Origin of the sequence: Geobacillus thermodenitrificans subsp. thermodenitrificans DSM 465 (genome assembly GCF_000496575.1) — a bacterium.
GTDB classification, from domain to species: Bacteria; Bacillota; Bacilli; order Bacillales; family Anoxybacillaceae; genus Geobacillus; species Geobacillus thermodenitrificans.
Genome location: NZ_AYKT01000001.1, coordinates 412139 through 438413, shown reverse-complemented (window position 1 = coordinate 438413; position 26275 = coordinate 412139). Strand labels below are relative to the sequence as shown.

The 26275-nt window shown below is 51.5% G+C and carries 31 protein-coding genes and 1 riboswitch; of the genes, 9 read left to right on the top strand and 22 right to left on the bottom strand.

Annotation, left to right across the window (positions count from 1 at the left end; translation table 11 throughout):
• Nucleotides 1-107: 107 nt before the first annotated feature.
• Both DSM465_RS0102265 and hutG read right to left on the bottom strand, forming a co-directional pair.
• Nucleotides 108-1583: a helix-turn-helix domain-containing protein gene (locus tag DSM465_RS0102265; RefSeq protein WP_029760522.1), complete on the bottom strand. Its 1476-nt coding sequence runs from the start codon at nt 1581-1583 to the stop codon at nt 108-110.
• Nucleotides 1584-1587: 4 nt separating this feature from the next.
• Complete coding sequence (hutG, locus tag DSM465_RS0102260) at nt 1588-2556, bottom strand: formimidoylglutamase (protein ID WP_011887216.1); 969 nt, start codon at nt 2554-2556, stop codon at nt 1588-1590.
• A 143-nt stretch (nt 2557-2699) separates the two neighbouring features.
• On the opposite strand from hutG, the gene DSM465_RS0102255 reads away from it, so the two are divergent.
• On the top strand, nt 2700-3116 hold the full coding sequence (locus tag DSM465_RS0102255) for a PaaI family thioesterase (RefSeq protein WP_008879495.1): 417 nt from the start codon (nt 2700-2702) through the stop codon (nt 3114-3116).
• Between the two features lie 183 nt (nt 3117-3299).
• On the opposite strand, the gene DSM465_RS0102250 is transcribed toward DSM465_RS0102255, so the two are convergent.
• The 6 genes from DSM465_RS0102250 to DSM465_RS0102220 form a co-directional block, all read right to left on the bottom strand.
• Nucleotides 3300-3782, bottom strand: a complete 483-nt coding sequence (locus DSM465_RS0102250; RefSeq protein WP_011887215.1) for a PaaI family thioesterase — start codon at nt 3780-3782, stop codon at nt 3300-3302.
• 646 nt (nt 3783-4428) lie between these two features.
• The gene (locus DSM465_RS0102240) at nt 4429-4764 is read right to left on the bottom strand and encodes a hypothetical protein (protein ID WP_029760520.1); all 336 of its coding nucleotides are present in this window, start codon (nt 4762-4764) and stop codon (nt 4429-4431) included.
• A 72-nt stretch (nt 4765-4836) separates the two neighbouring features.
• Nucleotides 4837-4941, bottom strand: a riboswitch (SAM riboswitch).
• Between the two features lie 355 nt (nt 4942-5296).
• The gene (gene glpK, locus DSM465_RS0102235; protein ID WP_029760519.1) at nt 5297-6790 is read right to left on the bottom strand and encodes a glycerol kinase GlpK; all 1494 of its coding nucleotides are present in this window, start codon (nt 6788-6790) and stop codon (nt 5297-5299) included.
• A 66-nt stretch (nt 6791-6856) separates the two neighbouring features.
• The gene (locus DSM465_RS0102230; protein WP_029760518.1) at nt 6857-7681 is read right to left on the bottom strand and encodes an MIP/aquaporin family protein; all 825 of its coding nucleotides are present in this window, start codon (nt 7679-7681) and stop codon (nt 6857-6859) included.
• A gap of 202 nt (nt 7682-7883) precedes the next feature.
• Nucleotides 7884-8285, bottom strand: coding sequence for a sporulation protein (locus DSM465_RS0102225; protein ID WP_008879500.1), 402 nt, complete (start codon nt 8283-8285; stop codon nt 7884-7886).
• 198 nt (nt 8286-8483) lie between these two features.
• A complete protein-coding gene (locus DSM465_RS0102220; RefSeq protein ID WP_008879501.1) occupies nt 8484-8735 on the bottom strand; it encodes a hypothetical protein in 252 nt (83 codons plus the stop codon).
• A gap of 321 nt (nt 8736-9056) precedes the next feature.
• On the opposite strand from DSM465_RS0102220, the gene cspD reads away from it, so the two are divergent.
• Together cspD and DSM465_RS0102210 are read left to right on the top strand one after the other, a co-directional pair.
• Complete coding sequence (gene cspD / locus DSM465_RS0102215; RefSeq protein WP_003251474.1) at nt 9057-9257, top strand: cold-shock protein CspD; 201 nt, start codon at nt 9057-9059, stop codon at nt 9255-9257.
• 131 nt (nt 9258-9388) lie between these two features.
• Complete coding sequence (locus DSM465_RS0102210; RefSeq protein WP_008879502.1) at nt 9389-9658, top strand: DUF2564 family protein; 270 nt, start codon at nt 9389-9391, stop codon at nt 9656-9658.
• A 227-nt stretch (nt 9659-9885) separates the two neighbouring features.
• Here the strand turns inward: DSM465_RS0102210 and DSM465_RS0102205 are convergent, their stop codons facing one another.
• Both DSM465_RS0102205 and DSM465_RS0102200 read right to left on the bottom strand, forming a co-directional pair.
• On the bottom strand, nt 9886-10101 hold the full coding sequence (locus DSM465_RS0102205; RefSeq protein WP_008879503.1) for a zinc-finger domain-containing protein: 216 nt from the start codon (nt 10099-10101) through the stop codon (nt 9886-9888).
• 6 nt (nt 10102-10107) lie between these two features.
• Nucleotides 10108-10773 (bottom strand): ribonuclease H family protein, encoded by a 666-nt coding sequence (locus DSM465_RS0102200; protein ID WP_008879504.1) that lies wholly within the window; start codon nt 10771-10773, stop codon nt 10108-10110.
• A gap of 232 nt (nt 10774-11005) precedes the next feature.
• On the opposite strand from DSM465_RS0102200, the gene DSM465_RS0102195 reads away from it, so the two are divergent.
• Complete coding sequence (locus DSM465_RS0102195; protein ID WP_029760516.1) at nt 11006-11932, top strand: DMT family transporter; 927 nt, start codon at nt 11006-11008, stop codon at nt 11930-11932.
• Nucleotides 11933-12028: 96 nt separating this feature from the next.
• Here the strand turns inward: DSM465_RS0102195 and DSM465_RS0102190 are convergent, their stop codons facing one another.
• Nucleotides 12029-12505, bottom strand: a complete 477-nt coding sequence (locus tag DSM465_RS0102190) for a divergent PAP2 family protein (protein WP_008879506.1) — start codon at nt 12503-12505, stop codon at nt 12029-12031.
• An 81-nt stretch (nt 12506-12586) separates the two neighbouring features.
• Between DSM465_RS0102190 and sspL the strand changes: the two genes are divergently transcribed.
• On the top strand, nt 12587-12724 hold the full coding sequence (sspL, locus tag DSM465_RS0102185; protein WP_008879507.1) for a small, acid-soluble spore protein L: 138 nt from the start codon (nt 12587-12589) through the stop codon (nt 12722-12724).
• 36 nt (nt 12725-12760) lie between these two features.
• Here the strand turns inward: sspL and acnA are convergent, their stop codons facing one another.
• A complete protein-coding gene (gene acnA / locus DSM465_RS0102180) occupies nt 12761-15481 on the bottom strand; it encodes an aconitate hydratase AcnA (protein WP_029760515.1) in 2721 nt (906 codons plus the stop codon).
• Between the two features lie 234 nt (nt 15482-15715).
• On the opposite strand from acnA, the gene sspO reads away from it, so the two are divergent.
• Nucleotides 15716-15865 (top strand): small acid-soluble spore protein O, encoded by a 150-nt coding sequence (gene sspO, locus DSM465_RS0102175; protein WP_008879509.1) that lies wholly within the window; start codon nt 15716-15718, stop codon nt 15863-15865.
• A 71-nt stretch (nt 15866-15936) separates the two neighbouring features.
• Here the strand turns inward: sspO and DSM465_RS0102170 are convergent, their stop codons facing one another.
• A complete protein-coding gene (locus DSM465_RS0102170) occupies nt 15937-16197 on the bottom strand; it encodes a hypothetical protein (protein ID WP_011887203.1) in 261 nt (86 codons plus the stop codon).
• 127 nt (nt 16198-16324) lie between these two features.
• Between DSM465_RS0102170 and DSM465_RS18695 the strand changes: the two genes are divergently transcribed.
• Nucleotides 16325-16471: a small acid-soluble spore protein P gene (locus tag DSM465_RS18695; protein WP_080320012.1), complete on the top strand. Its 147-nt coding sequence runs from the start codon at nt 16325-16327 to the stop codon at nt 16469-16471.
• Between the two features lie 236 nt (nt 16472-16707).
• Here the strand turns inward: DSM465_RS18695 and DSM465_RS0102160 are convergent, their stop codons facing one another.
• The 6 genes from DSM465_RS0102160 to DSM465_RS0102135 form a co-directional block, all read right to left on the bottom strand.
• Nucleotides 16708-17019, bottom strand: a complete 312-nt coding sequence (locus DSM465_RS0102160) for a PTS lactose/cellobiose transporter subunit IIA (protein WP_008879512.1) — start codon at nt 17017-17019, stop codon at nt 16708-16710.
• An 11-nt stretch (nt 17020-17030) separates the two neighbouring features.
• Nucleotides 17031-17768, bottom strand: a complete 738-nt coding sequence (gene chbG / locus DSM465_RS0102155; RefSeq protein WP_029760513.1) for a chitin disaccharide deacetylase — start codon at nt 17766-17768, stop codon at nt 17031-17033.
• A gap of 15 nt (nt 17769-17783) precedes the next feature.
• Nucleotides 17784-19139 carry a PTS cellobiose transporter subunit IIC gene (gene celB / locus DSM465_RS0102150; protein ID WP_029760512.1) on the bottom strand — a complete coding sequence of 452 codons (1356 nt, stop codon included), beginning with the start codon at nt 19137-19139 and terminating at the stop codon, nt 17784-17786.
• Nucleotides 19140-19155: 16 nt separating this feature from the next.
• A complete protein-coding gene (locus DSM465_RS0102145) occupies nt 19156-19458 on the bottom strand; it encodes a PTS sugar transporter subunit IIB (RefSeq protein WP_008879515.1) in 303 nt (100 codons plus the stop codon).
• 156 nt (nt 19459-19614) lie between these two features.
• Nucleotides 19615-22299 carry a sigma 54-interacting transcriptional regulator gene (locus DSM465_RS0102140; RefSeq protein ID WP_029760511.1) on the bottom strand — a complete coding sequence of 895 codons (2685 nt, stop codon included), beginning with the start codon at nt 22297-22299 and terminating at the stop codon, nt 19615-19617.
• A 119-nt stretch (nt 22300-22418) separates the two neighbouring features.
• Nucleotides 22419-23069: a cell wall hydrolase gene (locus DSM465_RS0102135; RefSeq protein ID WP_008879517.1), complete on the bottom strand. Its 651-nt coding sequence runs from the start codon at nt 23067-23069 to the stop codon at nt 22419-22421.
• Nucleotides 23070-23426: 357 nt separating this feature from the next.
• On the opposite strand from DSM465_RS0102135, the gene DSM465_RS0102130 reads away from it, so the two are divergent.
• Nucleotides 23427-23861 (top strand): DUF2621 domain-containing protein, encoded by a 435-nt coding sequence (locus DSM465_RS0102130; RefSeq protein ID WP_008879518.1) that lies wholly within the window; start codon nt 23427-23429, stop codon nt 23859-23861.
• A 268-nt stretch (nt 23862-24129) separates the two neighbouring features.
• Here DSM465_RS0102130 and DSM465_RS0102125 read toward each other — a convergent pair whose 3' ends face one another.
• The 3 genes from DSM465_RS0102125 to DSM465_RS0102115 all read right to left on the bottom strand — a co-directional run bounded on the left by DSM465_RS0102125 (nt 24130) and on the right by DSM465_RS0102115 (nt 25920).
• Nucleotides 24130-24612, bottom strand: coding sequence for a CcdC family protein (locus DSM465_RS0102125; RefSeq protein WP_011887197.1), 483 nt, complete (start codon nt 24610-24612; stop codon nt 24130-24132).
• Between the two features lie 181 nt (nt 24613-24793).
• Complete coding sequence (locus DSM465_RS0102120) at nt 24794-25150, bottom strand: response regulator (RefSeq protein ID WP_011887196.1); 357 nt, start codon at nt 25148-25150, stop codon at nt 24794-24796.
• Between the two features lie 62 nt (nt 25151-25212).
• On the bottom strand, nt 25213-25920 hold the full coding sequence (locus DSM465_RS0102115; protein WP_011887195.1) for a cytochrome c biogenesis protein CcdA: 708 nt from the start codon (nt 25918-25920) through the stop codon (nt 25213-25215).
• Nucleotides 25921-26090: 170 nt separating this feature from the next.
• On the opposite strand from DSM465_RS0102115, the gene DSM465_RS0102110 reads away from it, so the two are divergent.
• Nucleotides 26091-26270, top strand: a complete 180-nt coding sequence (locus tag DSM465_RS0102110; RefSeq protein WP_008879522.1) for an aspartyl-phosphate phosphatase Spo0E family protein — start codon at nt 26091-26093, stop codon at nt 26268-26270.
• Nucleotides 26271-26275 lie beyond the last annotated feature (5 nt).

Here is a 26275-nt window from a genome sequence, read left to right as displayed (position 1 = left end):
GATGCTCTTCTTTTAAAGTTGATCCGTTTTTTTAGAAATTTCATATTTCTTTATACCACATCCGTCCATTTCTTTTGATATATGTTCATTTCTTTCGAAAAAACTGTCTACTGCGGTGATGACCGATGGAGCCGTTGTTCATCACGGTAGGCGGTCGGCGTCCGGTTCAGTTCGGCTTTAAAGACGCGCGTCAAATAATGAGCTGTCCGAAACCCAGTCTGTTCGGCGATTTCTTTCACAGACAAGTCGGTTTGTCGAAGCAACCGCTTTGCCTCCTCGAGTCGCCGTTTCGTCAGCCATTGGCGAAACGTCACACCGCGCTTTGTCGACAACAAATGGCTGAAATACGCAGGGCTGCGTCCGGCTGCTGCCGCGGTCCGCTCCAGCGTGAGCGACGGATCGCGAAAATGCGTTTCCATATAGCGAAGCCCCCGTTCGATGGCGTCGACACGCGCACCTTCCTCAGCCCTCCTCGCTTCGTGGAGCAGCCGGTATAAAAACAAAATCAATTCTTGGACGATACGATACAGCACAGGATTGTACAAAATGTCTTGAAATAGACGCATGTACTCACATTCCATCGTGCCGTGGTCAAGACGGTATGTTTTCATAAATCGCCGGATTTGCGCCAAGATGCTCGTCAGCCGCGTGCGCACCATCTCTGGGCTCGGAAACGGCGGCGTCCAATGGGAAAATTCATTCTGCAACCATCGTTTGACCGCCTCGTGGTCAAACTGCTCAAGCATTTCAACCCATTGTCGTTGCTCTTCCGGCGTCAAAAACGGATCCAACTCACGCCACCGTTCATATTCAGGCGCTGGAGCAATCACTTGCTGGTAGCCGATAAAAAATGTCGTCTCGAGCAGCCGGCGGGCAGCTTGATAGCGCATACGCACCGATTGCTGACCATCCGGTGGCATGATGACCACCGCCAACGGTTCATGATGTTCCTCCTCCCAATCGCGCATCATCTTCCATGCTTCTTCCTTTCCATTGCCCGGCAGCTCGGGAAAAAGGCACACCGCCATATGAGTCAACGGTAATACGCGCGCACGCCGGCGAAACGGATAGCTCGTTAAAAAGCGAACCACCTCAGCAGATAGGGAAGGCTGTTCCGCTTGCACCAGCCATACATGGAAGGAGACGTCAGCAAAGTCCTCGTAAAATAACGGGCGATAATCGTCAAAATGGGCATCAAGACGGGGGCGTTCACCGCCAGCGGAAAGCGAAGCCGCCGTTCTCAACGCTTGTTTCAGTTTGGCGGGCTCAAGCGGCTTCACAAGCAAATCGACGCATTGTAAATCGATGGCTTGTTTTGCCCGTGCGAATGTCGCCTCGGCGGTCACCGCAATCACCCGCTGGCAAAACAAGCGGATGCAAGACGTCGCTTTCCCCCATTGTTCATACGGAATCATATCTAATTCGACATACAATAGCTCCGGCGCCTCCCGCTCTAGAAGCGCCATCATCTCCTCCACCGTGGCCGCCGTGTACACTTGCTCAATCGGCAGTGAATACGCAGACACAAGCCAGCGGATCGCCTCCCGTTCGTTGTGATCCCGTTCGGCAATGACCAATTTCATCTTCTCACCGCCTCGGTTGCAAACGTCGAAAATGAAGAAGCGCTTCCATGCAGAAGGCGGCGGCTAACGCCACTGTTTTTCCGCCTTCATCAACGAGCGGATTGACTTCGCAAAGATCCACACTGATTGTTTTCGGGTGGGAAACGATTCGGCGAATGAGCGCACGTGCCAATGATGGAGAGAGTCCAAACGGCGACGGCGCGCTCACTCCTGGCGCTGCAGCCGCACTGATCGCGTCCATGCAAATGGTCAATATCACGCTGTCATGCCTCGAGGCAAATTGTTCAATTCGTTCATAAGCCGCCTCGATCGCTCCCGCCGTTAGCTGTTCTTCGAGTATGTATTCGCATCCGTACCTCTCCGCGTCCGCAAACAGCGCTGCCGTGTTCCCAAGCCGCTGAATCCCTAAGCAGCAATACCCCACCTGTTTATCTTCATCTAATATTTGCCGAAACATCGTCCCTGACGTCGGCCCGTTGTCGTACGGACGCAAATCGAAATGAGCGTCAATATTGATGATGCCCAATCGAGCGTTCGGCCCAAGCGCTGCGCGGACGCCTAAGTAATGGCCATACGCCGTCTCATGGCCGCCGCCGATCACCACCGGCGCCACCCCGCTCTGCAACAGGCGGGCGATGGCTTTTCCGAGTTCGGCCTGGCTTTGTTCGAGACGTCCGTCAGCACAAACGATATCTCCTGCATCGTAGATCGACGCTCCTGATGGAAGATGCCATGGCAACCGCGCCAACGCTGCTTTCACGGCGGCTGGCGCCTCTTTCGCTCCTTGGCGTCCTTGATTGCGGCGCACTCCCTCATCGCACACAAATCCAATAAAAGCCGCTGCTTGTTCCAACGGCGTTAATGGCCCCGATAAATCTAATAGGCGAATGCGCTGATGGAGACGAAACGCCCGTTCATCGCTCACACTGTCCACCCGCCCCGTCCAGCAGCTCGCCTCTGGTGGTTGGTACATCCACTCTTCCTCCTTTCGGTTTTCCTCGATTGGACTTTTTCGCTTTCTCTTTTCCATTCTCCTTCCTCCCAACGAGAAAAGAGGAAATCGTCGCTGTTTGGCGAATACAACCACCATGATTCATAACAGAAAGGGTGTTAGAGATGAAGCAATTGACGAACTTGCACGAGGTGATCACTGGTCAAAGCGCGCCGCCGCCATGCGACGTAACACTTGGCGTTCACTTGACGGAAGCTCGGGACGGCTATGCGAAAGGTGTATGGACGGTAAGCGAATCATTGCTTAACGGCAATGGGGTGATCATGGGCGGATTTGTCGGAGCGGCGGCAGACATTATGATGGCTTATGCGGTGACGACCTTGCTTCGCGATGATCAACTCCATGCGTCAATCAACTTGCAAACGACATTTCATCGTCCGATGGAAGCCGGAGAAGCGGAAATCGAGGCACAAGTGGAAAAATTCGGCCGGACTATCGCCTATGTGACCGCCACCGTACGACAAAACGGCAAAGAGGTAGCGAGTGCTACGTCATCGGTGCTGATTATGGACAAACGTTGAAAGAACAATGTCTACTAAACGTTCTTGGACGCTAGAAGGTTGATAATATACAACAACGTGATTTCTCCAATAGAGAAACTAAACGCGAAAGCAACATTGCCGTCCTTAGTCGAACTCCAGCTGCAAAGCGCCGAAGAAAGCGCTGTCAAAAAACAGCGGCTCTCCGGCGCTTTTCGCTGTTTGTTAAGGACGGACAAATGTTTTTGGCATGACGACAGCTACGACTTGTCCGCGGGCACACAATTCGCCGTTCGCAAACACTTCGGCGTCGACTTGCCATTTTTTCGGATGAATTTCCGTCACCGTGCCGATGGCCACAAGCGGCACACCGTGCGGCGTCGGTTTGAGAAAATCGACATGCAGTGAAGCGGTGACAAAGCGCGGCGGCGCTTCCCCACTGCCCGGCTCATGGCCATTTTTCCGGTGCAACGCAAGCGCTGCTGAGCCGGTGCCGTGGCAGTCGATCAGCGAGGCGATCAGCCCGCCGTACACAAATCCAGGGATGGCCGTATGTTCTGGGCGCGGCGTGTATATGGTCACCGTCTTGTCCCCCTGCCATCCAGTGCGGAAATGGTGGCCATGTTCATTCAGTCGGCCACAGCCATAGCACCAAGCAAATTCATCCGGATAGTCATCTTGAATGGCGTGAACGATCGTTTCTTCCACTAAATCTCCTCCCCTCTTTTTCTAGTATATCATCGGATCGAAAAGACCACGACCCCCAAAGAGCTCTTTTTACATCAACGTCCCTTTCCGTCCACACCGCCCTTCGTTTAATAACCCGAACGCGCGTTGCAAACAAGGAGTTGACCCCTCACCGGGAATCGTTCCTGATTCAGCCCAACTCCCCCCCTGTATCAAACAAAGCTGATAAACTCATGCCACCGATCGGCATGCGGTCGAGACAAGAAAATGGAAGGGCGTTAGCCATGCCCTAACGCCCAAAGATCGATGGCAACAGGCGGCCCAGACGATGAGGATTCTTGCTTTCTTTCGGCTCGTCATCTCTTCCTCGGACAAACGGAACCACCAACCGACACGAGCCTCTCTTTCTTTTGCTCAATGCCTTGCCTTATGCGAAGTGATGTCATTTCCCTTCAGCGGGCAAATTCGTGTTGTATCCTTTCAATCAGCTCGCCGATAACCGACTCGTCAAGTTGTAAAAACGTTCATTTCGGCGTCTCAGGCGTCTCGTTTGTATGTATCTTAACCGTTCCAGACCGACGGCGTTTTGATAACATGTTTTTGGTGCTGCGATACTTGGATGATGGCATATGCCCATTTTTTTGCGGTCATTCGTTGTTCTTCCTTTTTAGGACTCAATGGAAAACACTGCTCGCAAATACGGTGTCATTCGCGTAGGCAAAATTTCTTTTTTTCCTAGCTCCATCCATATATAGCGGTCAAGGGCATACGGATCTTCCGCTTTCCATTCATCCACCTCAGCGTTCGTTAGCAGGATAGAAAATATCGTTCCTTGTGCTTCCCCATACAAATGGACATACCCGTCCTCACGGTCGACATGCACGACCGCCTGTGAATCAAACTGAATGAGTTCCGCCCGCACGCAACGCATAACGTGAACCGCAAACGCCGCAGCCGGCAAATGTGCCGCCATGCAAGCGCGGATCGAAAATCGTTCCGCCATTGTTTCTTCCTCACCTCCCATCCATCAAAAAACCCCTTTCGCCTCGGAATGATGCGAAAAGGGGTGGAACCGTTCTTATCATCCAAAGCGAACTCGCTTTGCGGGTTTTAGCACCTTGCCAGCGGCAGGTTGCTGTGGGGTCATCAAGCCCGTTCTCTCGCCCACTCTTGATAAGACATATGCAATTTACTCTTATATTACCATGGGGAAACAAAAGTGCAAACTTTTTGTTTCTTCTGCCTATTTTAGTTACTTTGAGGCGCTGGCTGCTTGATGTTGCAACGCAAGCGAGATGATAGGTTGTTTTGGTTTTTGCCAGCTGTTGCTTTTTTATGGTTTTTGAATATTTAGCACATAGTTTTATAAAATAAGATAGCGGTTGTCTTTCTCTTTTCCAGACGGGTTGCGAACAAGTAAAGGCTTGTCAGGGCGTGTGCTGACATCCCTGCCCTTCGCTAGCCATCAGCTTTGCTCCTGTTTTGAACCACCAAAAAACGGACACCCTCAGCCAAGGGTATCCGTTTTCTTCCCGTTATTTAAACATCATCGCCGCCCGCACTGCTTTTTTCCAGCCTTCATAGAGTGCCGTTCGCTTATCGTCAGTCATCTGCGGCTCAAAGCGGCGCTCAAGCTGCCACTGGGCAGCAATATCTTCACGACTGCCCCAATAGCCGACCGCCAGCCCGGCCAAGTACGCCGCTCCAAGCGCGGTCGTCTCGCTAATCACCGGCCGCTCGACCGGCACAGCGAGCAAATCGCTTTGAAACTGCATGAGCAAGTTGTTTTTCACCGCTCCTCCGTCGACGCGCAATGTCGTCAGCGGCAAGCCGGCATCCGCTTCCATAGCGGCGAGCACGTCCTTTGTCTGGTAGGCGAGCGATTCCAATGTCGCACGGATGAAATGTTCTTTCGTCGTGCCACGTGTGAGGCCAAACACCGCTCCACGCACCTCGCTGTCCCAATACGGCGTGCCGAGACCGACGAACGCCGGGACAACGTACACCCCGTCCGTTGACTCGACTTTTTCGGCGTACGTTTCGCTGTCAGCCGCCGTTTTGATCATCCGCAAGCCGTCGCGCAGCCATTGAATGGCCGAACCGGCGACGAAGATGCTGCCTTCAAGCGCATATTCGACTTTGCCATCGATGCCCCAAGCAATTGTTGTCAACAGCCCGTGTTTTGACTGCACCGCTTTTTCTCCGGTGTTCATGAGCATAAAGCAGCCGGTGCCGTATGTATTCTTCGCCATCCCTTCAGCAAAGCACGCCTGTCCGAACAAGGCTGCCTGCTGGTCACCCGCCGCCCCAGCGATCGGCACTTCCACGCCGAAGAAATGATGCGGAACGGTTTTCGCATATACTTCCGAGGACGGCCGCACCTCAGGGAGCATCGCCTTTGGCACGTTTAAAATTGCAAGCAACTCATCGTCCCATTCAAGCGTATGAATGTTAAACATCAATGTACGCGACGCATTCGAGTAATCAGTCACATGAGCGCGGCCGCCGGACAGCTTCCAAATAAGCCACGTGTCGATCGTGCCAAACAGCAGCTCGCCGCGCTCCGCCCGTTCACGCGCTCCGTCGACATGATCTAAAATCCATTTTACTTTCGTTCCCGAAAAATAAGCGTCAATGAGCAGCCCCGTTTTTTCGCGAAACAGCGGATCATACCCTTTCGCTTTCAACTCGTCGCAAATATCAGCCGTTTGCCGCGATTGCCAAACGATGGCGTTGTAAATCGGATTGCCGCTCTCTTTTTCCCAGACAACGGTCGTTTCCCGCTGGTTCGTAATGCCGATCGCCGCCACTTGTTCCGGCTTCACTTGCGCCTCAGACAAGACACTGGCAATGACCGCAAGCACCGAGCCCCAAATTTCGTTCGCATTATGCTCAACCCAGCCGGGCTGTGGGAAATATTGCGTAAATTCTTTTTGCGCCATATGAACAATTTCTCCACCACGGTTGAACAAAATGGCGCGCGAGCTTGTTGTGCCTTGGTCAATCGCTAAAATATATTGATCTGTCATGAACATTCTCCTCTCCTACTCGATTTTTTCAGCTCAATGACACCGCCGCAAACACCGGGCCTCCTATCAAACTGAACGGCGATCCGCTACCGCCGAGCCCGCCCCTTTTCCTTTCATCATGCCAGCTCCAGCCAGCACCGCCGCCGCGGCAATGAGCACGCCCCATAGCGCCGCACTTGTCTTTCCTAAAAACAACGCTTTATATACTAGACTGCCAAGCGCACCGCCAAGCAGCGGCCCGACAATCGGCACCCACGCGTACGACCAATTTGATGGTCCTTTTCCCGGGATCGGCAACAAAAAGTGGGCGAGGCGCGGTCCGAAATCACGTGCCGGGTTGATGGCATACCCGGTCGTACCGCCGAGCGACAAGCCGATGGCGATAATGAGAAAGCCGACAATAAACGGGTTGAGGCCATCGGCGAATCGGTTGGCACCAATGGCTAAAATCCCTAGGACGAGCACAAACGTACCGATCATTTCGCTCAGCAAGTTAGCAGACACATTCGGCACGGCCGGACTAGTAGCAAATACACCGAGCTTAATACTAGGATCATCCGTTTCTTTCCAATGCGGCCAATAGTGGAGATAAACAACAGCCGCCCCAATCATCGCCCCAAGTACCTGAGCAATGACATACATCAGTACATCGTCCCATGGGAAGTCGCCGCTTATGGCCAACGCCACGGTTAAGGCCGGATTGAGATGAGCGCCGCTATATTGACCGACGGCATACGCTGCGATCGCGACCGCTAGCCCCCACCCCATCGTAATCACGATCCAACCGGAATTCGCGGCATACGATTTCTTTAAGTTCACGCCGGCGCACACCCCGGATCCGAAAATGATGAGCAGCGCCGTTCCGACGAGTTCTCCTAAAAATGGTGACATTTGGTCTCTTCCCCCTTTTCATTCGTGATTTCCTCTGCCATTTCCTGCTTCAGTGCTCCTTCCGGAAGGTTGCACGTTGGGCAAAAAAACAAAGACCCACACACTTCCCCTATTCAAAGGAAACATGTGTGGGTCTCCGTTTCTCCGCCACAAAATGATTAACTTGTCTTTAGGATAGCGCAAGTTTGTAAGCGTTGTCAACCTATTTTTTCGGTAAAATTTGCACGTAGTCGAAGTCGAGCGTATCGACCGCATCCTCGATATCGAGGCGGGTGATGAACCGGTATGATCGGCCTGGACGCGACATCGGCAACGTCTCTGGGATCGTGTAAGCAAACGGGATTTCCTTTTTCTCCCCCGGCTTGATCGCAAACGCTCCAGCCGCCGGGATGACAGCTACGACCGCATCGCGCTCCTTGCCGTTTTCAATCGTTTTTTGTACAAGCTCAACATCGAGCCGCTCGATCGTCTGCTCGACCGTTCCGCCATAAATATGAACGACCCCTTGAATCGTTTCACCCTGTCGCCATAACGATTTATTTAAAATCAAGTCGACACGCGCCGACCCGACCCCGACCTTTGACATCATTTTACGCAGCAACACTAATTGTCACCTCTTTAGTCTGTCACTCTTGTCATTCCAATATACGAAAAACAGCCGCCGCCCGTTTCAACCAAAGCCAAAAAATAAACAGACGATTGCCTGCACGGCAAAAGTCTGTCTCGGGATGAAACAGACGAATGCATTTTTTGTTACCGCTTACACCAGAGATTACCGCATTCGCCTTCTCTTGTCAATCAGTTATTCGTATACATTTTCATTTTCAATAATGTAGTCGATCCGGATGACCGGGACATCCTGCTGCTCGACTTCCGCGACGATCAGACCGACGCGATCATTATAGATGCAAAACGTGTCCTGTCCTTTACGAAACGCCGATTCGCCATACGAAAGAACCATGTGGTAAATTTTATTGTTGCTGAAATAGCGGCGGCTGACTCGGTTGCCCAGCCGGACAATCACTTCTTGACCCGCGATTTTTCCGCGGTACATCCGCTTCTCCCCCTTTTCGTCGTTCCTATTCCAATGTATGGTTTTTTTCAGTCGTTCATGACTTTTTTCTCCTTCGGTGGCCCGTTTTCCTTTTCTTTGTGGCGCTTTTTCGAAGAGCAAGCCTCTTTTTCGGAAATTTCCTTTCTTTTGCTTGACGCAGCGACCTTTGGTAGTGTATAGTAAAGTCATCACATAACAGAATATATTTCAGGCATTCAACACGAATACTCATCTTGGGTTGCTGTGGAGTATATTTTGTTATTTGATAAAAATCTTGAGGTTAGCCAGGCTGGCTAAAGGTATTAGGAGGAATTCAGTATTATGCAACGTGGTAAAGTAAAATGGTTTAACAACGAAAAAGGCTACGGTTTTATCGAAGTGGAAGGCGGTTCGGACGTATTCGTTCACTTCACGGCAATCCAAGGTGAAGGGTTCAAAACGTTAGAAGAAGGCCAAGAAGTTTCGTTTGAAATCGTACAAGGAAACCGCGGACCGCAAGCAGCGAACGTTGTCAAATTATAATGCTTCGTTGACATAGACGAAAGAACGGCAGCGGAACAAAAGGCATCCTGCATAAGCAAGGATGCCTTTTTCGTTTTCCTTTTGCATAGTTCCGACAAGGCGGCAAACAATAACAAAAGGGAGGTGTTCATATGGCAAAACGCGATGCCGACGTACATACAGGATACAATGACTTGAAGCAAGTCGAAATGTTCGTCGAGACGGCGGAAAAAATGGTCGGTCAAGCGACAATGCAACTTGATCCGGAGATGCTTAACCATGCAGAACAAGCGGTCGAAAATGCCCGCCGCCAACTCGCCCGTGCCCGGCAGGAAGCGACTGGCGTAGACGGTGACTTTCTTGCCCGGTGCGAACAAAAATTGACCCGCGCTGAGCACCAGCTTCGCGAGGCGCAACAATAATCCGAATCAGACGGAGCTTCGCCACGCGAAGCTCTTTTTGCTGTCCGCATCTTCGGACGTACCCGTTCCCCCGCTTTACACGCCGGACGAAGCGCTTTTCGTTATCGTTGCTCACCGTGTGATACGCGCTGCAGCCTTGTTGTCTCTAAGCGCGTGAAACGCCGTTTGGCGCCTTATCACCCGCACAAACCGCCCCTGAGAAAAACGCTGTCGCCCTTTGCCGCCTGTCACTGGCGCGGGCGCGGCGATGCGGAAAGCAGCATCTCCCCGTACTGCCGCATTTGTTCCCCAACCGTGCATTGCTGGATGCAAAACGACTGGGCGTACGTCTTGCCGTACTCTTTCCGGAATGTGCTTTTTAAAAAACAGCCGTCACAGTACGTTTCTTCAAGCCAGGCGATTTGTTCCAATATTTCTTTGCGTCGGTTTCGCTTTTTTCCCATACAACCTTACCCTTTCTCCGTCAATTCCATTTGGCTTGTGATTAGTTGCCCGTCGAGCGCTTGGCGCGCAAGGGAATCAGCCTCTTTATTTTGCTTTCGTGAAATCGGCTCATACGTCGGCTGAATGTCGAGATCGCGCATTTTAGCCTCAATGCGGTCAAGCCAGGCGTTATGATCTTCTTCAAAACACGGCCAGTCGCCCGACAGCTGCTTTAACACAACATGGGAGTCGCCGCGAAACGTCACTGGCAAATGGCGGACGCCAAGCTCCTCAAGCATCTGCATCACAAACCAAAACGCCGCATACTCCGCTTCGTTGTTCGATCTGATTTCGCCAAGCTGGCGGTTAGCACGCAGCCGATAGCGATGGTCGTTTTGCTTATAATATATGACCGCACCGACGCCGCCTTGGGTCGTCTCATGGTCAAAGCCGCCATCAAAATACGCAACGACGTCATGCGGCTCGCTTTCGATTTCTTTCAATAGCTTCTGAAGTTCTTTTTTTGACCACGAGATTCCGTTTCGGTCGATGAACTCAAGCGCCTTCGTGCGCCCGGTTTTTTCAAAATCGTCGGCCAACACCAGCGCCTCGTTGGCATCGGTCCAATCTGACACGAGAACGGCTTCTTGTTTTTTCGGTGTGATATATGTCCATTGGATTTGCACATCCAACTGTTGTCACCCTTCCGTGTCGCAATGATCAGAGCTGGTTTTTATTTTACCACACTTTCCCCCTTGTTCATTACTTATTTTTATGCACGACGAACGGTTGTATCAACCGTTTTCTTACATCCCCCACTTTTTTTCAAAAAAATATGTCTTTTTTCGGTTGATTTATGATACACTAGCGGCTAGCAGCGTATCAAATGACTAGATGTGAACAGACAAACAAGGGGGAATTGAATTGAAGCAGCAAATCGTCGCTGATCTTAGTTTGCTGGCAGTCGCGTTCGTCTGGGGGGCGACGTTCGTCGTCGTCCAAAATGCCATTTCCTTTTTAGAACCGCTGTCGTTTAACGCCATCCGCTTCAGTTTTGCTGGCTTGTTCCTTTTCGCATGGATCGCCATCGTTTCCCGCCCGCTGCTCAGGCAGTTATCGTGGCGGGTCATCGGTGCAGGTGCTTGGATGGGGCTATGGTTGTTTGGCGGCTATGCGCTTCAAACGGTCGGGCTTTTGTATACAACTTCATCGAAAGCGGGCTTTATTACCGGGCTGAGCGTTGTTCTCGTGCCGCTGTTTTCGTTTTTGATTTTAAAGCAAAACCCGACCACGAATGCGGCCATCGGAGCGGTGCTTGCCGCCTTCGGTTTATATTGGCTGACAGGCGGAGCCGAGTTGTCATTCAACCGCGGTGACGTATTCGTCTTTTTTTGCGCCATTTCCTTTGCCATGCACATTATCGTGACGGGTCAATATTCGTCGCGTTATTCAACATTGCTGTTAACGATGGTGCAAATTTTTACCGTCGCCATCCTTTGCTTCATCTTCGCCTTTTGTCTTGAAGAGGCAACGAACATGTGGGATACGACGGTGCTCCGCCGTCCGGAAGTGTGGGGAGCGCTCACGATCACTTCGCTACTGGCGACGACAGCCGCTTTTTTAATCCAAACAGGGGTGCAAAAATATACGACGCCAACTCGTGTAGCACTCATTTTCGCTATGGAGCCGGTATTTGCTGCTTTGACCGCCTATCTTTGGGCTGGCGAACGGCTGTCGCCATCTGCTTGGCTCGGCGGCATCGCAATTTTGGCCGGCATGATCCTCCCCGAACTTCCAAGTGCGCGCTCATGGGGGAAACGGTGGCGGGAAAAGCGGAATATCTCCTCGTAGCAGCAAAAGCTGTCCTGCGTGAACAGTGGGACAGCTTTTTTCGTCACGTTGGGCGTTTCGCTGTCATGATCCTCTGAAGCAAGCGCTCCATTCGCTTCACTCCCTACCCCTTCGTCTGCGGCGACACAGCCAATGCGAAACAGCACCAGTCATGATCCCGAGGAACGCTCCACCAACAACTTCGATCGGCTGATGGCCAAGACGGGCGCGGAGCTGTTGCTGTCGTTTTTTGTATACGTCTTGTTTCGGATCGTCTTCCAGCTTTTTTACTTCCTCGGCCAGTTCGTTGAGGCGCAGGGCGAGTTCCCCCGCTTGGCGCCGCACCCCTTGTGCATCATACATAACGATCAATCCAAATAACGCAGCCAAGGCAAAATCGATCGTGCGCACGCCTCGCTCAAGGGCGATAAATGTCGCTAAAGCAGAAACACCTGCCGAGTGGGAGCTTGGCATTCCGCCCGTTTCAAAAAAGAGCCGCCAGTCCCATCGGCCTGTCTCCAGCTGCTTAATCGGAATTTTTAAAAACTGCGCCAGCGCGATCGTCGCGAGCGCCGTTTTTAACCCTTTGTTCATCGTTCTTCCCTCCTTTGCCGACCGCGCTTTGCTTATATTTTCACCCGAAGCGGCCATACTATCCGAGTGGAGGTGAAAACGATGGCGAAAAACGGCGGCAAAAACCGCGGCACGAAGGCGCCGGGCGTCAATCCGCAAGGCTTTGGCCAAGACGGGACGCTTACCCCTGACCCGAAAAGCAAGCTCGAAAATGCTGCGAAAAAGCTCAATACAAAATAAAGCAGGCTTCCCGGTGCGGAAGCCTGCTTTTTGCTATTATTGTTTCACTTTCGCCAATTTTTCGCGCAATACCATTTGCAAAATGCCGCCATGGCGATAACAATCGATTTCCACTTCACTGTCAAAGCGGACAATGACTTCAAACTCTTTTTTCTCGCCCGTGTCTGGGTTCGTCGCTGTCACTTTGACAAGATCGCGCGGTTTGACGCTCTCATCAATCTGGACTTCGAACACTTCTTTGCCTGTTAAACCGAGCGTTTCTGCGTTTTCTCCTTCTTTGAATTGAAGCGGCAAGACACCCATCAAGACGAGGTTCGAACGATGGATGCGTTCAAAGCTTTCGGCGATGACCGTCTTGATGCCGAGCAAGAACGTTCCTTTCGCCGCCCAGTCACGCGAACTACCCATACCGTAGTCTTTGCCGGCAACGACGACAAGTCCGGTGCCATCTTGTTTATATTTCATGCACGCATCATAAATCGACATCACTTCACCCGTCGGCCAGTACGTCGTATAACCGCCTTCTGTACCCGGCGCGATTTGGTTGCGGATGCGAATGTTGGCGAACGTGCCGCGCATCATCACTTCATGGTTACCGCGCCGCGAACCGTACGAGTTGAAGTCTTTCGGCTCGACGCCTTTCGAGATTAAATATTGGCCTGCCGGCGTGCTTTTGCCGATCGAACCAGCTGGTGAAATATGGTCAGTCGTAACCGAGTCGCCGAACTTGCCAACGACGCGCAAGCCAGTGAGCGGCTCGACTTTGCGCACATCCGGAGACAACCCTTCAAAGAACGGCGGATTTTGGATGTACGTCGACTGTTCATCCCATTGATAAAGCGGCTCGTCCGTCGTTTCGATGGCATTCCAACGCGGATTGCCGTCGAACACGCGCTCATATTCTTTGCGGAACAATTCTGGATCGACCGCCCGTTTGACGACCTCTTTCACTTCTTCCATCGACGGCCAAATGTCGCGGAAGTAGACATCGTTGCCGTCTTTGTCTTTACCGATCGGTTCGTTCAACAAATCAATGTCGACCGTGCCGGCGAGCGCATAAGCGACGACAAGCGGCGGCGACGCCAAATAGTTACCTTTTACCAGCGGATGGATGCGGCCTTCAAAGTTCCGGTTGCCGGACAGGACGCTTGTCACAAGCAAATCGCTTTCAGCAAGCGCTTTTTCCAACTCTGGAGCAAGCGGGCCGGAGTTGCCGATACATGTCGTGCAGCCGTAACCGACAACGTTGAACCCGAGCTGTTGGAGATACGGGAGCAAGCCCGAATCGCGCAAATAGCCGGTGACAACTTTCGATCCCGGTGCCAGCGACGTTTTGACATACTTCGGTACTTGCAAGCCTTTTTCCACCGCTTTTTTCGCCACTAAACCTGCGGCGACAAGCACGTATGGGTTCGATGTGTTCGTACAGCTTGTGATCGCTGCGATGACGACGGCACCCGTTTTCATGCTCACTTGTTCGCCGTTTAACGTCACCGTAATTTCCCGTTCCAAATCCGCTTCCGTCAGACCGAAGCCTTGGTTGCCTTGCGGCGCTTTTACCGCTTCGCGGAACGATTGTTTCATTTTCGAGAGCGGGATTAAATCTTGTGGCCGTTTCGGGCCGGACAAGTTCGTTTCGATTTCCGACAAGTTGATTTCGACGACGTCCGTAAACGTCGGTTCCGGTGCATCCGGCGTGTAGAACAAGCCGTTTGCTTTGCAGTACGCTTCAACGACTTGAATATGATGTTCATCACGGCCGGTCAAGCGCAAATAGTCGAGCGCTTCGGCGTCAACCGGGAAGAAACCGCACGTTGCTCCGTACTCCGGCGCCATATTGGCGATCGTCGCCCGGTCAGCCAACGGCAAGGTCGCCACCCCTGGACCGAAGAATTCGACGAATTTGCCGACAACGCCTTTTTTCCGCAGCACTTGCGTTACTTTCAGTGCCAAGTCAGTAGCCGTTGAGCCGTCCGGCAGCTTGCCCGTCAAACGGACTCCGACCACTTCTGGAACCGGGAAGTATGACGGTTGGCCGAGCATGCCTGCTTCCGCTTCAATTCCGCCAACCCCCCAACCGAGGACGCCGATGCCGTTGATCATCGTCGTATGCGAGTCCGTACCGACAAGCGTATCCGGGAACGCTTCGTATTCGCCGTTTTCTCCTTCGACCGCATGAACGACACTGGCCAAATATTCCAAGTTCACTTGGTGGACAATCCCGGTCGCCGGCGGAACGGCACGGTAGTTGTCAAACGCTTTTTGCGCCCATTTCAAAAACTTGTACCGTTCAGCGTTCCGTTGGAATTCCAAGTCCATGTTGTACTCAAGCGCATCGTCCGATCCGTAGCGGTCAACTTGCACCGAGTGGTCGATGACGAGATCGACTGGAATTTCCGGATTAATTTCGTACGGATCGCCGCCCAAATCCGCCATCGCTTTGCGCATGGACGCCAAATCGACGACGGCCGGCACGCCGGTGAAGTCTTGCAAAATGACGCGCGACGGTTTAAACGGCACGTCAATGTCTTTCATTTCCGGCGTTCCCCATTTCGCCAAGTTCTCCACGTGTTCTTTCGTAATCACGCGGCCGTCAACTTGGCGGAGCACCGATTCAAGCAATACTTTGATCGAGTACGGCAGGCGGCTTACCCGACCGATTCCCGCTTCTTCAAGCGCTTGCAAACGGTAATAGTTGTACTTTTTACCGTTTACTTCGAATGAAGAACGGGCGTTAAATACATCATGTTTCGCCATATGTATAACCCCCTTCACTTCACAATAATACTATACTATTTTTTCGCGCAAAAGTCGAAAAAATAGCATGAATTCTCCCAATCCCCATAAAGTTCGGCACGCTTTTATCTTATTATATAACAGGACAAGTTGTAAATAATGATTTCCATCATTTCGCCATTTTCATTTCTAACAGCGGTCGAAAAAAGAATAAGGCGCCCGTTTCGTCACAAACTAGAAACGGAGGTGAAACAAATGGCGAAGCGGAAAGCGAATCATGTCATCCCCGGTATGAACGCCGCCAAAGCACAAGGGATGGGCGCCGGATACAACGAAGAATTCTCCAATGAACCGCTGACAGAAGCCCAGCGTCAAAACAACAAAAAAAGAAAAAAGAACCAATAGCGTGGCGGCCGTTCCGCCATCCCGGCTTGCCATAGCCATCAGAAAAGGGAATGTCCGCCGCCGACATTCCCTTACTCGTCTTGATTGATTTCTGCCACAATTCCTTGCAAATCGTTGCGAAATTTCTCTAGCTGAACACGCTGCTTTTCTGAAGCGACCTCGAGCGCGTTTTCAATTTGTGCAAACGCCTCATTCACTTCTTGCCGCAAATGGGCTAACTGGTGGCCGTAGTCCGCCTGGTCACGCACTAAATGATCGTGCCATTCTTTAGCCTCCATCGTCGCTTTTTGCGCCGCCTGAAACGCGTCTTGCTTCGCTTTATGATACACCATGGCTCGTTCCTCCTTTGCGATCATGCCCATTATTCATTACTTATCGTTTCAAACGGCCGGCAAATTATACACCGAATAAGCGGCAACCATCGTCGGCATGATAATCAACAAAAGGAGGGACAAGGCAATGACGAATAAAAACGACAGCAAAGACATGCGCAAAAACGCGCCAAAAGGTGACAATCCCGGGCAGCCGGAGCCGCTTGACGGCTCGAAAAAAGTGAAAAACCGCAATCATACCCGGCAAAAGCATAACACAAGCCATGACATGTAGACGCCTCAGAGCGGCGCTTAGCGCTTCTTCTTGATCTTGAGCGCCGCTCCTCCCTCTTTGGGGCATATGTTACACACCGCAATGAAACGAAAGACCACATTCGCGCGTTGGAGCACACTTTGCTTCCATCCCTGCTTGAAAGCCGGGTTTCTCGATTTGAACTGATAAATTTACATAATTATTTTATGGTTTACTCATTACCTCCCCTCTTACCCGTCCTCCGGTGAAGGTTGTCTTTACGGAGTGATTCGTTCATACAGTTCGATGAATTCAGATGCTAGCTCTTTCACTGTCATCGCTGTCATCAAATGGTCTTGGGCATGCACCATAAGCAGCGTCACAACAGTCGATTGTCCCCCAGCCTCTTGCTGCAACAGCGCGGTTTGCAGCTCATGGGCGGCTTGCAGCTCCGCCCCAGCCCGCTCAAGCAGCCGGTGCGCCTCGGCAAATTCCCCTTGTTTCGCGGCGGCGATCGCCTCCATGGCATAGCTGCGGCCATTGCCGCCGTGAAGAATGAGTTGAAAGATCGTCTGTTCTTGTGTCTGCATAAGCCCCTCTCCTATAATTTGTAAAATTCACGGTACGTAATCAGCTGAACGCCACGCTCTGCGAGCTCCTCAACGAGCGCCGGGTCGGTCAGCACAGCCAACTCTTCAACCCGTTGCTGGCAATAGGAACTTCCTTGCGCAAGCGGAACATCGATATACGCTGGGTGGCACATCACTTCCGCCGTCTGGCCATCGTCAATCCGGTCGATCAGGGCTAAAAAGCGGTCTTTCGTCAACCCATCGCCGTAGAAATCCGGAAAAAAGACATCGACGGTGGCCAGCCGGTGCGGCCGCGCGGTTCGTACCGGGCGGATCGGCAACCGATAGCATTCAGCCAGCTGCTCGATCACCGGAAACACGTTTGGATGCTCATGGACGTGATGGTGGCTGTCCATATGCGTCGGGGTGAGCCCAAACGAGAAAAACCGCTCCAATTGGGCGCGAAGCTCCCGCTCGATGTCGCTGCGTTCGGCACTGTCAAGCGCCTCCCCACGCCGTGGAAACTCCCCGTGTTCGTTCACAAGGGTTGGAACATCAGTCAACGGACGGCCGCACGTCAGCACGAAATGAATACCGACGCCAAGCTCCGGATGATCTTTCGCCAGTCGGGCGGCGTGCTCTGCCGCTGGCATGTTAGTCATCAAAGTCGCCGATGTAACGACACCGTGTTGAAACGCTTCCAAAATCCCGTAGTTGACCCCTTTCGAGTAGCCAAAGTCATCGGCATTGACAATGCAATAGCGCGGCATCTCGCTCCATCTCCTTTACATCGAATGCGTCGTTCCAGCTCCGCCGGATATCGTCGCATCGGCTTGCTCTTCAGCCGCTTTTTGTTTATCCCAGATCATCAAAAATGGATAATAAATGGCAAAGGCAATGAAAAAGTTCACGATTTGCAAAATGCTGCCGGAAATTTTGCCTCCTGTCGCCAAATAACCACTGATAATGAACGGCGTCGTCCACGGCACCGCCACCCCGCTCGGTTTGGCGACAAGTCCGGTCGCCATGGCCACATAAGACACAATGACCAACACAATCGGCACTAAAATGAATGGAATAATCAGAAGCGGATTCATGACGATCGGCATGCCAAACGTGATCGGTTCATTAATATTGAAAATACCAGGCGCGATGGCCAGCCTCCCTAAATTTTTCAGCTGTCGACTGCGAGCCCTTAGCATCATCGTTAACGCCAATGCCAGCGTCGCCCCTGAGCCGCCAATATAAATCCAAAGATCAAAAAACTGTGCGGTAATAATATTCGGTAGCTCGGCATTCGGGTTTTGCTGGAACACCATCCGGTTTTCATCCATCAGCGACAGCCAGATGGGTCCCATGACCCCGCCAACGATTGCCGCTCCGTGCAACCCGGTCGACCATAGCAGCTGAACGAGGAGCACAGCGACAATCGCCCCGAACAAGCTGCCGCCGAGCGCGCTTAGCGGTTTGTTGAGCAGCATCGATACAATATTATGAAAGCTTTCAAACGGCGTAACTTCTAAAATAAGACGGACTACCCAAACGACGCCAAGAACGGCCGCTCCCGGAATCAAGGCGACAAACGAGCGTGCTACTGCCGGCGGCACCCCATCCGGCAACTGAATCACAATATTTTTTTGGATAATTTTTCGATAAATTTCGGTTGATACGATCGCTAAAATCATGGCGACAAACAAGCCTTTGCTGCCGACCCATTGCACCGGGATGCCGCCGCTGACCATGATCGTCTCTTTTGCTCCTTCCGGTGTAAACGGCACTTGATAGGGGGTTGCCAGCAAAAAGGCAGCCAGCGAAATCGCGCCAGCAGAAAGCGCGTCCACTTTATACTTTTCCGCTAGCCGGTAGGCAACCCCAAAGCTGACGACAAGCGCCATAATATCGAACGTCGCCCCAACCGGATACAGCAGCTTATCAAGCCAATGCTCGCCAAACCATTTCGCCATCCATTCGTTATAACCGGGAATCGGCAAAAAACCAATGATTAAAAATAAAGACCCAATGATCAACAATGGCATCGATAAAATAATCCCGTCACGAATCGCCTGCAAATGGCGCTGTTCAGCTATTCTGCCGGCCACTGGCATCACGTGTTCTTCCAACACCCGAATAAACCGATCCATCCGCCTCTCCCCCCGTTTATTTTTTTAACCGCAGCGCAAAATCCAACACGCCGGCGCCGTTGACACGCCCGTAGTCAGCCGGGTTGATGACATCGACCGGGATGCCGCGCGCCTCGCCTTCCTTCTTAAACGCGGCAAACTTGTAACGAATTTGTGGGCCGATGAGCACGACATCCGCCTGGTCGAAATGGCTTTTCGCTTCGTCCGCGGAGACGGCCCAAATATTCGCTTCAATTCCTCTTTCTTTTGCCGCCTCTTGCATTTTTGTCACAAGCAAACTGGTTGACATGCCGGCAGCGCAAATGAGCAAAATGTTCATCACTTTCTCCTCCTTTTTAGCAATCGTTCATTATCGTTTAAGCAAATTCCATGCCAACGTCGAAAAAAGCAGCAGTGAAGCGGATGGAACGGTTGTGTGTCAACAGCCGGAAACTGTGTAATGGAAACGTTTTCAAACCTCGTTAAATCTTACGCATTACGTGTCTTGTTTCCCTTGCAGCGAACGAAAAAAATGAACGATATGACACAGTTCATCTTCACCGATGCAAACGCCGTATCGCTGTTCAAGCGGAAACAGCCCCTCTTTGACCACCCTGTAAAGCGTCTCATCTTCATGCCTGCATTCGATCGCTGTCCCTTGGCCACTGCTCGTCTTCTCTCCAGAAAGCAGACGGTCAAGCAAGCAGCAAAGATGGAGCACAAGCCCCACCATATCCCGACCATCCGGATCTAAGCCAAGTTCCCGGCCAATCGCTGCCAGCGCAGCGCGAATGGCGTGAATGGCCTTCGTTGGTGAGAGATGGCGAAGGTGGCCGGCCAACTCTCTTGCCATATGCACATGAATTTCTTCAACACCAGCTAATGCCTGTATTTCTTTCATCGCTCTCAAGCTAAGCACCTCCTCAAGCGGGAAGTGCGGGATTCGCTCATCGAGGCAAATATGACTGACAACACAGACGATGCGAAAGTGTTTCGCGATACTCGATAATGTTTGGCGCGCTTCTTTGACATCCGCCATTTGAATCGGGATGATGCGCCACATGTGTTCATCTAGCTGTAAATACGTTTCCAATATATGTTTTAGTGCCAATGCGCTCCCTTTTCCAGTAAAACAAGCAGTAACGATCGCCAGCATGTCCTGATCCGCTGTTTCCTCTTCCCAAAGCGGTTCGCGGACGTAAAACGGCGCCGCTGCTTTCACTTCTTCGTAGATGTCATTGAGCGCATAGCCGAGCATCGCTTTGCGGGCTGCTTCGAGCACATGCGGCGTACTGGCGGCAGAAACTACTTTTACCGGAACGGCGAGCTCCTTTTCCAAAAAGCTAGCAAATGATACAAGCGAGCCCATGTCAACAAGCAACAACACCCCTTTTTGCGATACGACAGGCTGCAATACCGCTTTCACCTGTTCATAAATATGTTTCGGGTCGGCATCAAGCGGCATATCGACCGCATACACACACGCAGCGGTCAACAACTGATTTACGACATCGGCCATCGCCGAAGCAACACCGTTGCCATGCATAACCACAACGACCGCCACCCGTTCCTCGCGCTCTTCAGTACGTTCCTCATGGAGCGCAAAAAACATCGTCAAAAACCCCGCCTCATCAATCGGGAGATCAATGTGCATCTTCTCTTCCATCAGATGGAGACAGTCGAGCGCAACCGCAAATTCATGCTTATAGGCCGCTCGAACCTCATTCAGCTTTGGATGGGAAACAATTGTCCCGGCCCGCAGGCGGTTGATCGCGGTTTGAATATGCAAAGCAAGCGCATACGTCACCTTCTTGGCAAGGCGTCGCCCGAGTTTCTTCTCCACATAGACGACCATGGCTTCCGTTAATGCTAGGACATCCGGAGTGACCATTTTCTCGAGGTCGCGGCGATTGCGGATGCGCCGATCCATCCCTTTCATGTATTGCGAGAAATAATGCTTAATGTCCATTTCCAACAATAGATCGAGCTCATCACCGGCGATGCCCCGCTCTTTTAGTTCGCCGTATTTGCGCTCAATGGCGCCGTAAACCGACTCAGATTCGACTGGTCCGCCGCCAACATCCGCTTCGCCCCCATGCGGCGAGAAAGCATACCATCGATGCGGCAGCGAATAGGAAGCGGAGCGCGGATGTTTTTTCTCAAGCAAAAGTCCGGTTTGCACTTGAAGGGGCAGATCCGCGCGATGGACGCTTACCGCTTGTTTCTTTCCAGTGACATAATCGGCGTATGCTTTGGCACAAACGAGCTGAATATCCGCCTTCAGCTGCCCGACGTTGTTCGGACATGCATAAAACAAAAAAGCACGGATGGCATTGGCGGAGACACAAATTTCCTTCCCGAGCCGCACCGCCTCTTCCTGAAAAAACTGCATTACAAGCCGGCAGCGTTCATCAAGCGTCCGCTTCTCAAGCGGCGGCAACAAAATATGCATGGGAATGCGGCGCCGGAACGTTTTCAACAAATTCGATTCCGGATCTTCTGTTGTTGCGCAAATCAGCAGCACATTAGCCGTTCTCTCCACATCCGTCTCGCCAAGCCGACGGTAAACGCCGCGGTCAATAAACGTAAACAACATTTCCTGCCCTTCCGCCGGCAGACGATGCACCTCATCTAAGAACAAAACGCCGCCGTCCGCCTTTTCAATCAGCCCTTTTTGCTCATTCGCCCCCGTATAGGCCCCTTTGCGGATGCCAAACAACTGCCCAAGCAGCAACTGCGGGTTGTTGGCATAATCAGCGCAGTTAAACGTCACAAACGGGGCGGACCGCGGAAAACGGCCAACCGCAACGGCAAATTCGTGAAGCAGCTCAGCGAACATCGACTTCCCAGTTCCTGTCTCTCCAACAATCAACATCGGCAGCCCCTTGGGCGGATATAAGACGGCAGCCTTCCCTTGTTCAACAGCGGCCGCCAAGCTCGGCTGCTGCTTGGCAATCCGATCGAGGCGCGTCTCGGCGGTCGAGCCGCACGCCAACGCAAATCGAACCGGCCTCCCGGTTTGCTTTTGCACTTTTCCTTCCCGCCAAAGGCGGTTTAAATCGCGGCTGACGTTGGCTCGGTCAAGCCCAAGGACACTGGCCAGTTCCTCGGCACTCACCCACCGCTTTCCGCTTCTCTCCCACTCTCGCAGCGTTTCATAAACAAGATCCACTCTCTTCACGGCCGCTCCCCCCTTGCTAAACACATTCGCAGCAGCGGCCGAAAACTCCTGCCAATTTGGTGGGAAAACCGCTCGGCAACAGCAACACATCCAAAAAAAACGAGGCCTCGTTGGCCCCGTTACTTTGCAAAGGCATGATTCCCGATGCGAATCGTCACCGGACGCGACAGCATCCATTTGTCTTTCGTGATTTTCGGATTATAGAAGTAAAGCGAGCCGCGGCGGTCGTTTGGGAAGAGGGCAAGCGCCTTGTCCACCGCCTCGTAATCTTTCTTCGTCGGCTGAATGCGAGTCAATTTTCCCGTTTTGACCGGTGCAAACGCATAGCCGGATTTTGTTTTTTGATAAATGACGCCGCGCACCGTATTCGGAAACTCCTTATGTTTAACACGGTTAAAAATGACGAGCGCTACTTCCACTTTGCCGGCAAACGGCTCGCTCGAACCCGTTTCCGCCTGCACAAGCTGGGCGAGCAGCTTCCGGTCGACGGCGCTTAACGAAATCGCTTTTTTGTTCGCAGACGCTTTAGTTGTCGTTTTCGCCACAGTCGGCACTTTCAGTTTCTTGCCAATATGAACCATGTCGCTTTTTAACTTATTTAGCGACTTTAGCTTTGCAACAGTTGTGTGATATTGTTTGGCGATCTTCCATAAGGTATCGCCTTTTTTCACTTGATAGTATGTATACGAACTGGCTGCTTCTGTTGACGACGCCTGCCAGCCGAACGCCATGCAGCAGGCAGCAGCAAGAGCGACAATCGTTTTTTTCATTCCTTCCATCCCTCCTGATTGCGATGTTTCAGCCTGCTTCCTTTGTCTACTAGATTAACAGGGGGCAAAAGGAAGGTCACTGTCTATCATTTCCATTGACGCTGTCTGCCATCGCTCAAGCGCTTGATATTCTAAGATGGGACAAGCTTTTTTACAGTTGCATTACAGTTGCGTGACAATTGATGACAGGTCAAAATGGCTGTTTTCCCCCCGTTTTTTAGGCTCCAAGAGTTGCGTCTTGAAACTTGCCAAACTGTGCGCTTTTCGACATAATAATAGACGAACCTTGTATGAACCGCCTAGCTGCTTGAGAAGGCTGGGCGGCACAAACTACCGATGATCGTTGAGGTGGGCATCGTGCTGACCGGATGGTTTCTTTGGTTTATTTTGTTTTGGGTCGTCTTTTTGCTCGTCATGATGTCGATTGGCGGCTTTTTTATGTTCCGTAAGTTTTTAAAACGGCTGCCGAAAGAAGACGGAAAATCGGAGCTTGACTGGCAGGAGTATTACATCGAACAGACACGTCATTTATGGGGAGAAGAAGAAAGGGCATTGCTTGAGGAACTCGTACGCCCGGTACCGGAACTGTTCCGCGATGTCGCACGGCAAAAGATCGCCGGCAAAATTGGCGAGCTTGCCCTGAAGGAACAAGCCCCCCGCATTACGCGCGATTTGCTCATCCGCGGTTATATTATCGCTACGCCAAAGCGCGACCATAAGTTTTTAATTCGCACATTGCAGGCGAAAAACATCGATCTCGCTCCGTATCAACATTTATTAGAAAGCCGCTGACCGTTCCGCACTTTCAGTCGGATGTCAGCGGCTTTCGCCTTGTTTGGCCGCACAATCTTCGGCAAAAAGAACGCTAGACGGCAAAAAATAAGAGGGCTGACCAAAAAGGTCGTTTGCCCTCCAGCGAAAAACAAAGTACAAGACCGCGAAGTTGTCCGATGTGTATGAAAAAAGGAGTATTACGTTGCTTTTTCTTTATCTTCTATCTCCTCTTCCCTCGACCGGAACCCTCTCGTTTTGACGCCGTAGACACAAGTGAAGGAGAAGATCAGGTGAGCATCGGCGGCTTCAGCTGCGCGGCCAGTTTTTTATACGACACATACATGGCGATCCGCCATGGGACAATCATGGAAAACGCGAGCAAATAAAACATGCCGCTTAGTTGGCCATAATCGATCGTCCGTCCCAAATACGTCTTTAAGCCAAAGCGAATGACGATCAAACTGAGCAAAATCCAAACAAACGCTTTCGAACGTTTTAAGTAAATATCATGGCCGCGGATTTCAAATTTCGATGTTTTAATGAGAAACAGCGAGAAAAACAAACCGAGAACAACCGCTTCGATGAGTTCCCCACGCGTAACACGAAAAACCGGATCGATGAACATGAGCGCCCCTGTGCTCATAAACAACGGCGGTAAAATGATTTTTTTGGCGTTCGTCGGCTTTTCTGCCGCTTTCATGCGCACAAAAAAGACGAACAAAGTCATCACAACGGCGATGAGCGATGTAATAAGCGCCAACAAAGCCATCACCTTCTTCACATAAAATTCACGGACAATACTGTTATTATAGCAAAAACTGCTCTGGTTGCCTACCGCCTCTTCAAACGCTCCAGCTGCGCCGGGAAGTTCTTGCTCCCTCCTCCTATCGGTAAGGAAAGAACAAGAGTGAGCTTTCGATCTATGGTCTCCCCCTTACGCCGACAGCCGTCTATAAAAGGCGTGCCACCGCCTCGAGCACATCGCTTTCTTCAAACGGCTTGACAATAAAGTCAGCAGCGCCAGCTTCAATCGCCTCAACGATCATGCGCTGCTGCCCTAACGCCGAACAAATAATGATTTTCGCCCCTGGATCGATTTCCTTGATCGCCCGTACAGCTTCGATTCCGTTCATGACTGGCATGGTAATATCCATGATGACCAGTTCCGGATGCAGCCGGCGATACAGTTCGACCGCCTCTTTACCGTTTTTCGCCTCACCGGCTACGGTATGGTTCGCTTTTTGCAATATGCGCGCTAACGTCACCCTCATAAAATTCGCATCATCGACAACCAAAATGGCAGCCATCTTTCCAACGTCCCCCTGAACGGTTTTCTATTCCGGCAGCACAAAAGGCGGCTTCAGCTGCGCTAAAAGCCGGTAAATCCACCAAATATGCTTGTGGTATAGGCAATGATCTTCGTCATCCAGTCAAAATAAAGGACGACCCCCATCGCCATCATGACATATCCGCCTGCTTTCATAATGGATGCACTATGGCGCCGAATCCATTGCAGTTTGCCGATAAAAAACGACAGAATGAAAAACGGAACAGCAAAACCGAGCGTATAAGCGAGCATGTACATCATCCCTGAACCCGGATTGGCTGCCGCCAAGGCGATAACCGCCACTAAAATCGGCCCCATGCACGGCGTCCAACCGGCAGCAAACGCCATTCCAATCAGCACCGAACCAGCATAACCTGACGGCCGTTCACGGAACGAAATGCGTCGGTCTTTTAATAGAAATGCCGGCTTCCACAGCCCGGCGACGACAAGGCCAAAAGCGACGATCACAATCGCGCCGATTTGACGGATCACATCTTGATAGTCAGCAAACAATCGGCCGAGAAACGATGTGCCGAAACCGAGCGAAATAAAAATGAGTGAAAAACCGAGCAAAAAACAGAGCGTATGCCATAAGCTGCGACGATTCATCATCGCATTTTCCTCTTTCAACTCACTGACCGACACCCCGGTAATATAGGACAAAAACGCCGGGTAAAGAGGGAGACAGCACGGAGAAATAAACGACAAAAATCCGGCGCCAAACGCTAAAAATATATTTAAATCATTCATCACTAAATCAGCCCCTGCCTCATTTTTTACTTTTATTTTAGCAAAAATCCGCTTTTCCGTAACGTATTTCTCGTTTTCATTGGTCAATTTTTCTATTTTCCATTTTTGCATTCATTGGTAAAATAGTATAAAATACTATACACCACATTGATGAAAAGGACGGTTTATTCGTGCCGAAACGTAATCTTTTAATCTTGATTGAACAGAAACGAATGGAACTTGTCGACACCGTAGCGAAGACTGGATTAAACTCCGCAGCAGCGATGAAAGTGAGCAGAGAGCTCGATACGCTGCTGAACGCCTATCAGCGTGAACAAGGGAAACAACAAAAACAAAGCGCCTCCCGCTAAGCGAG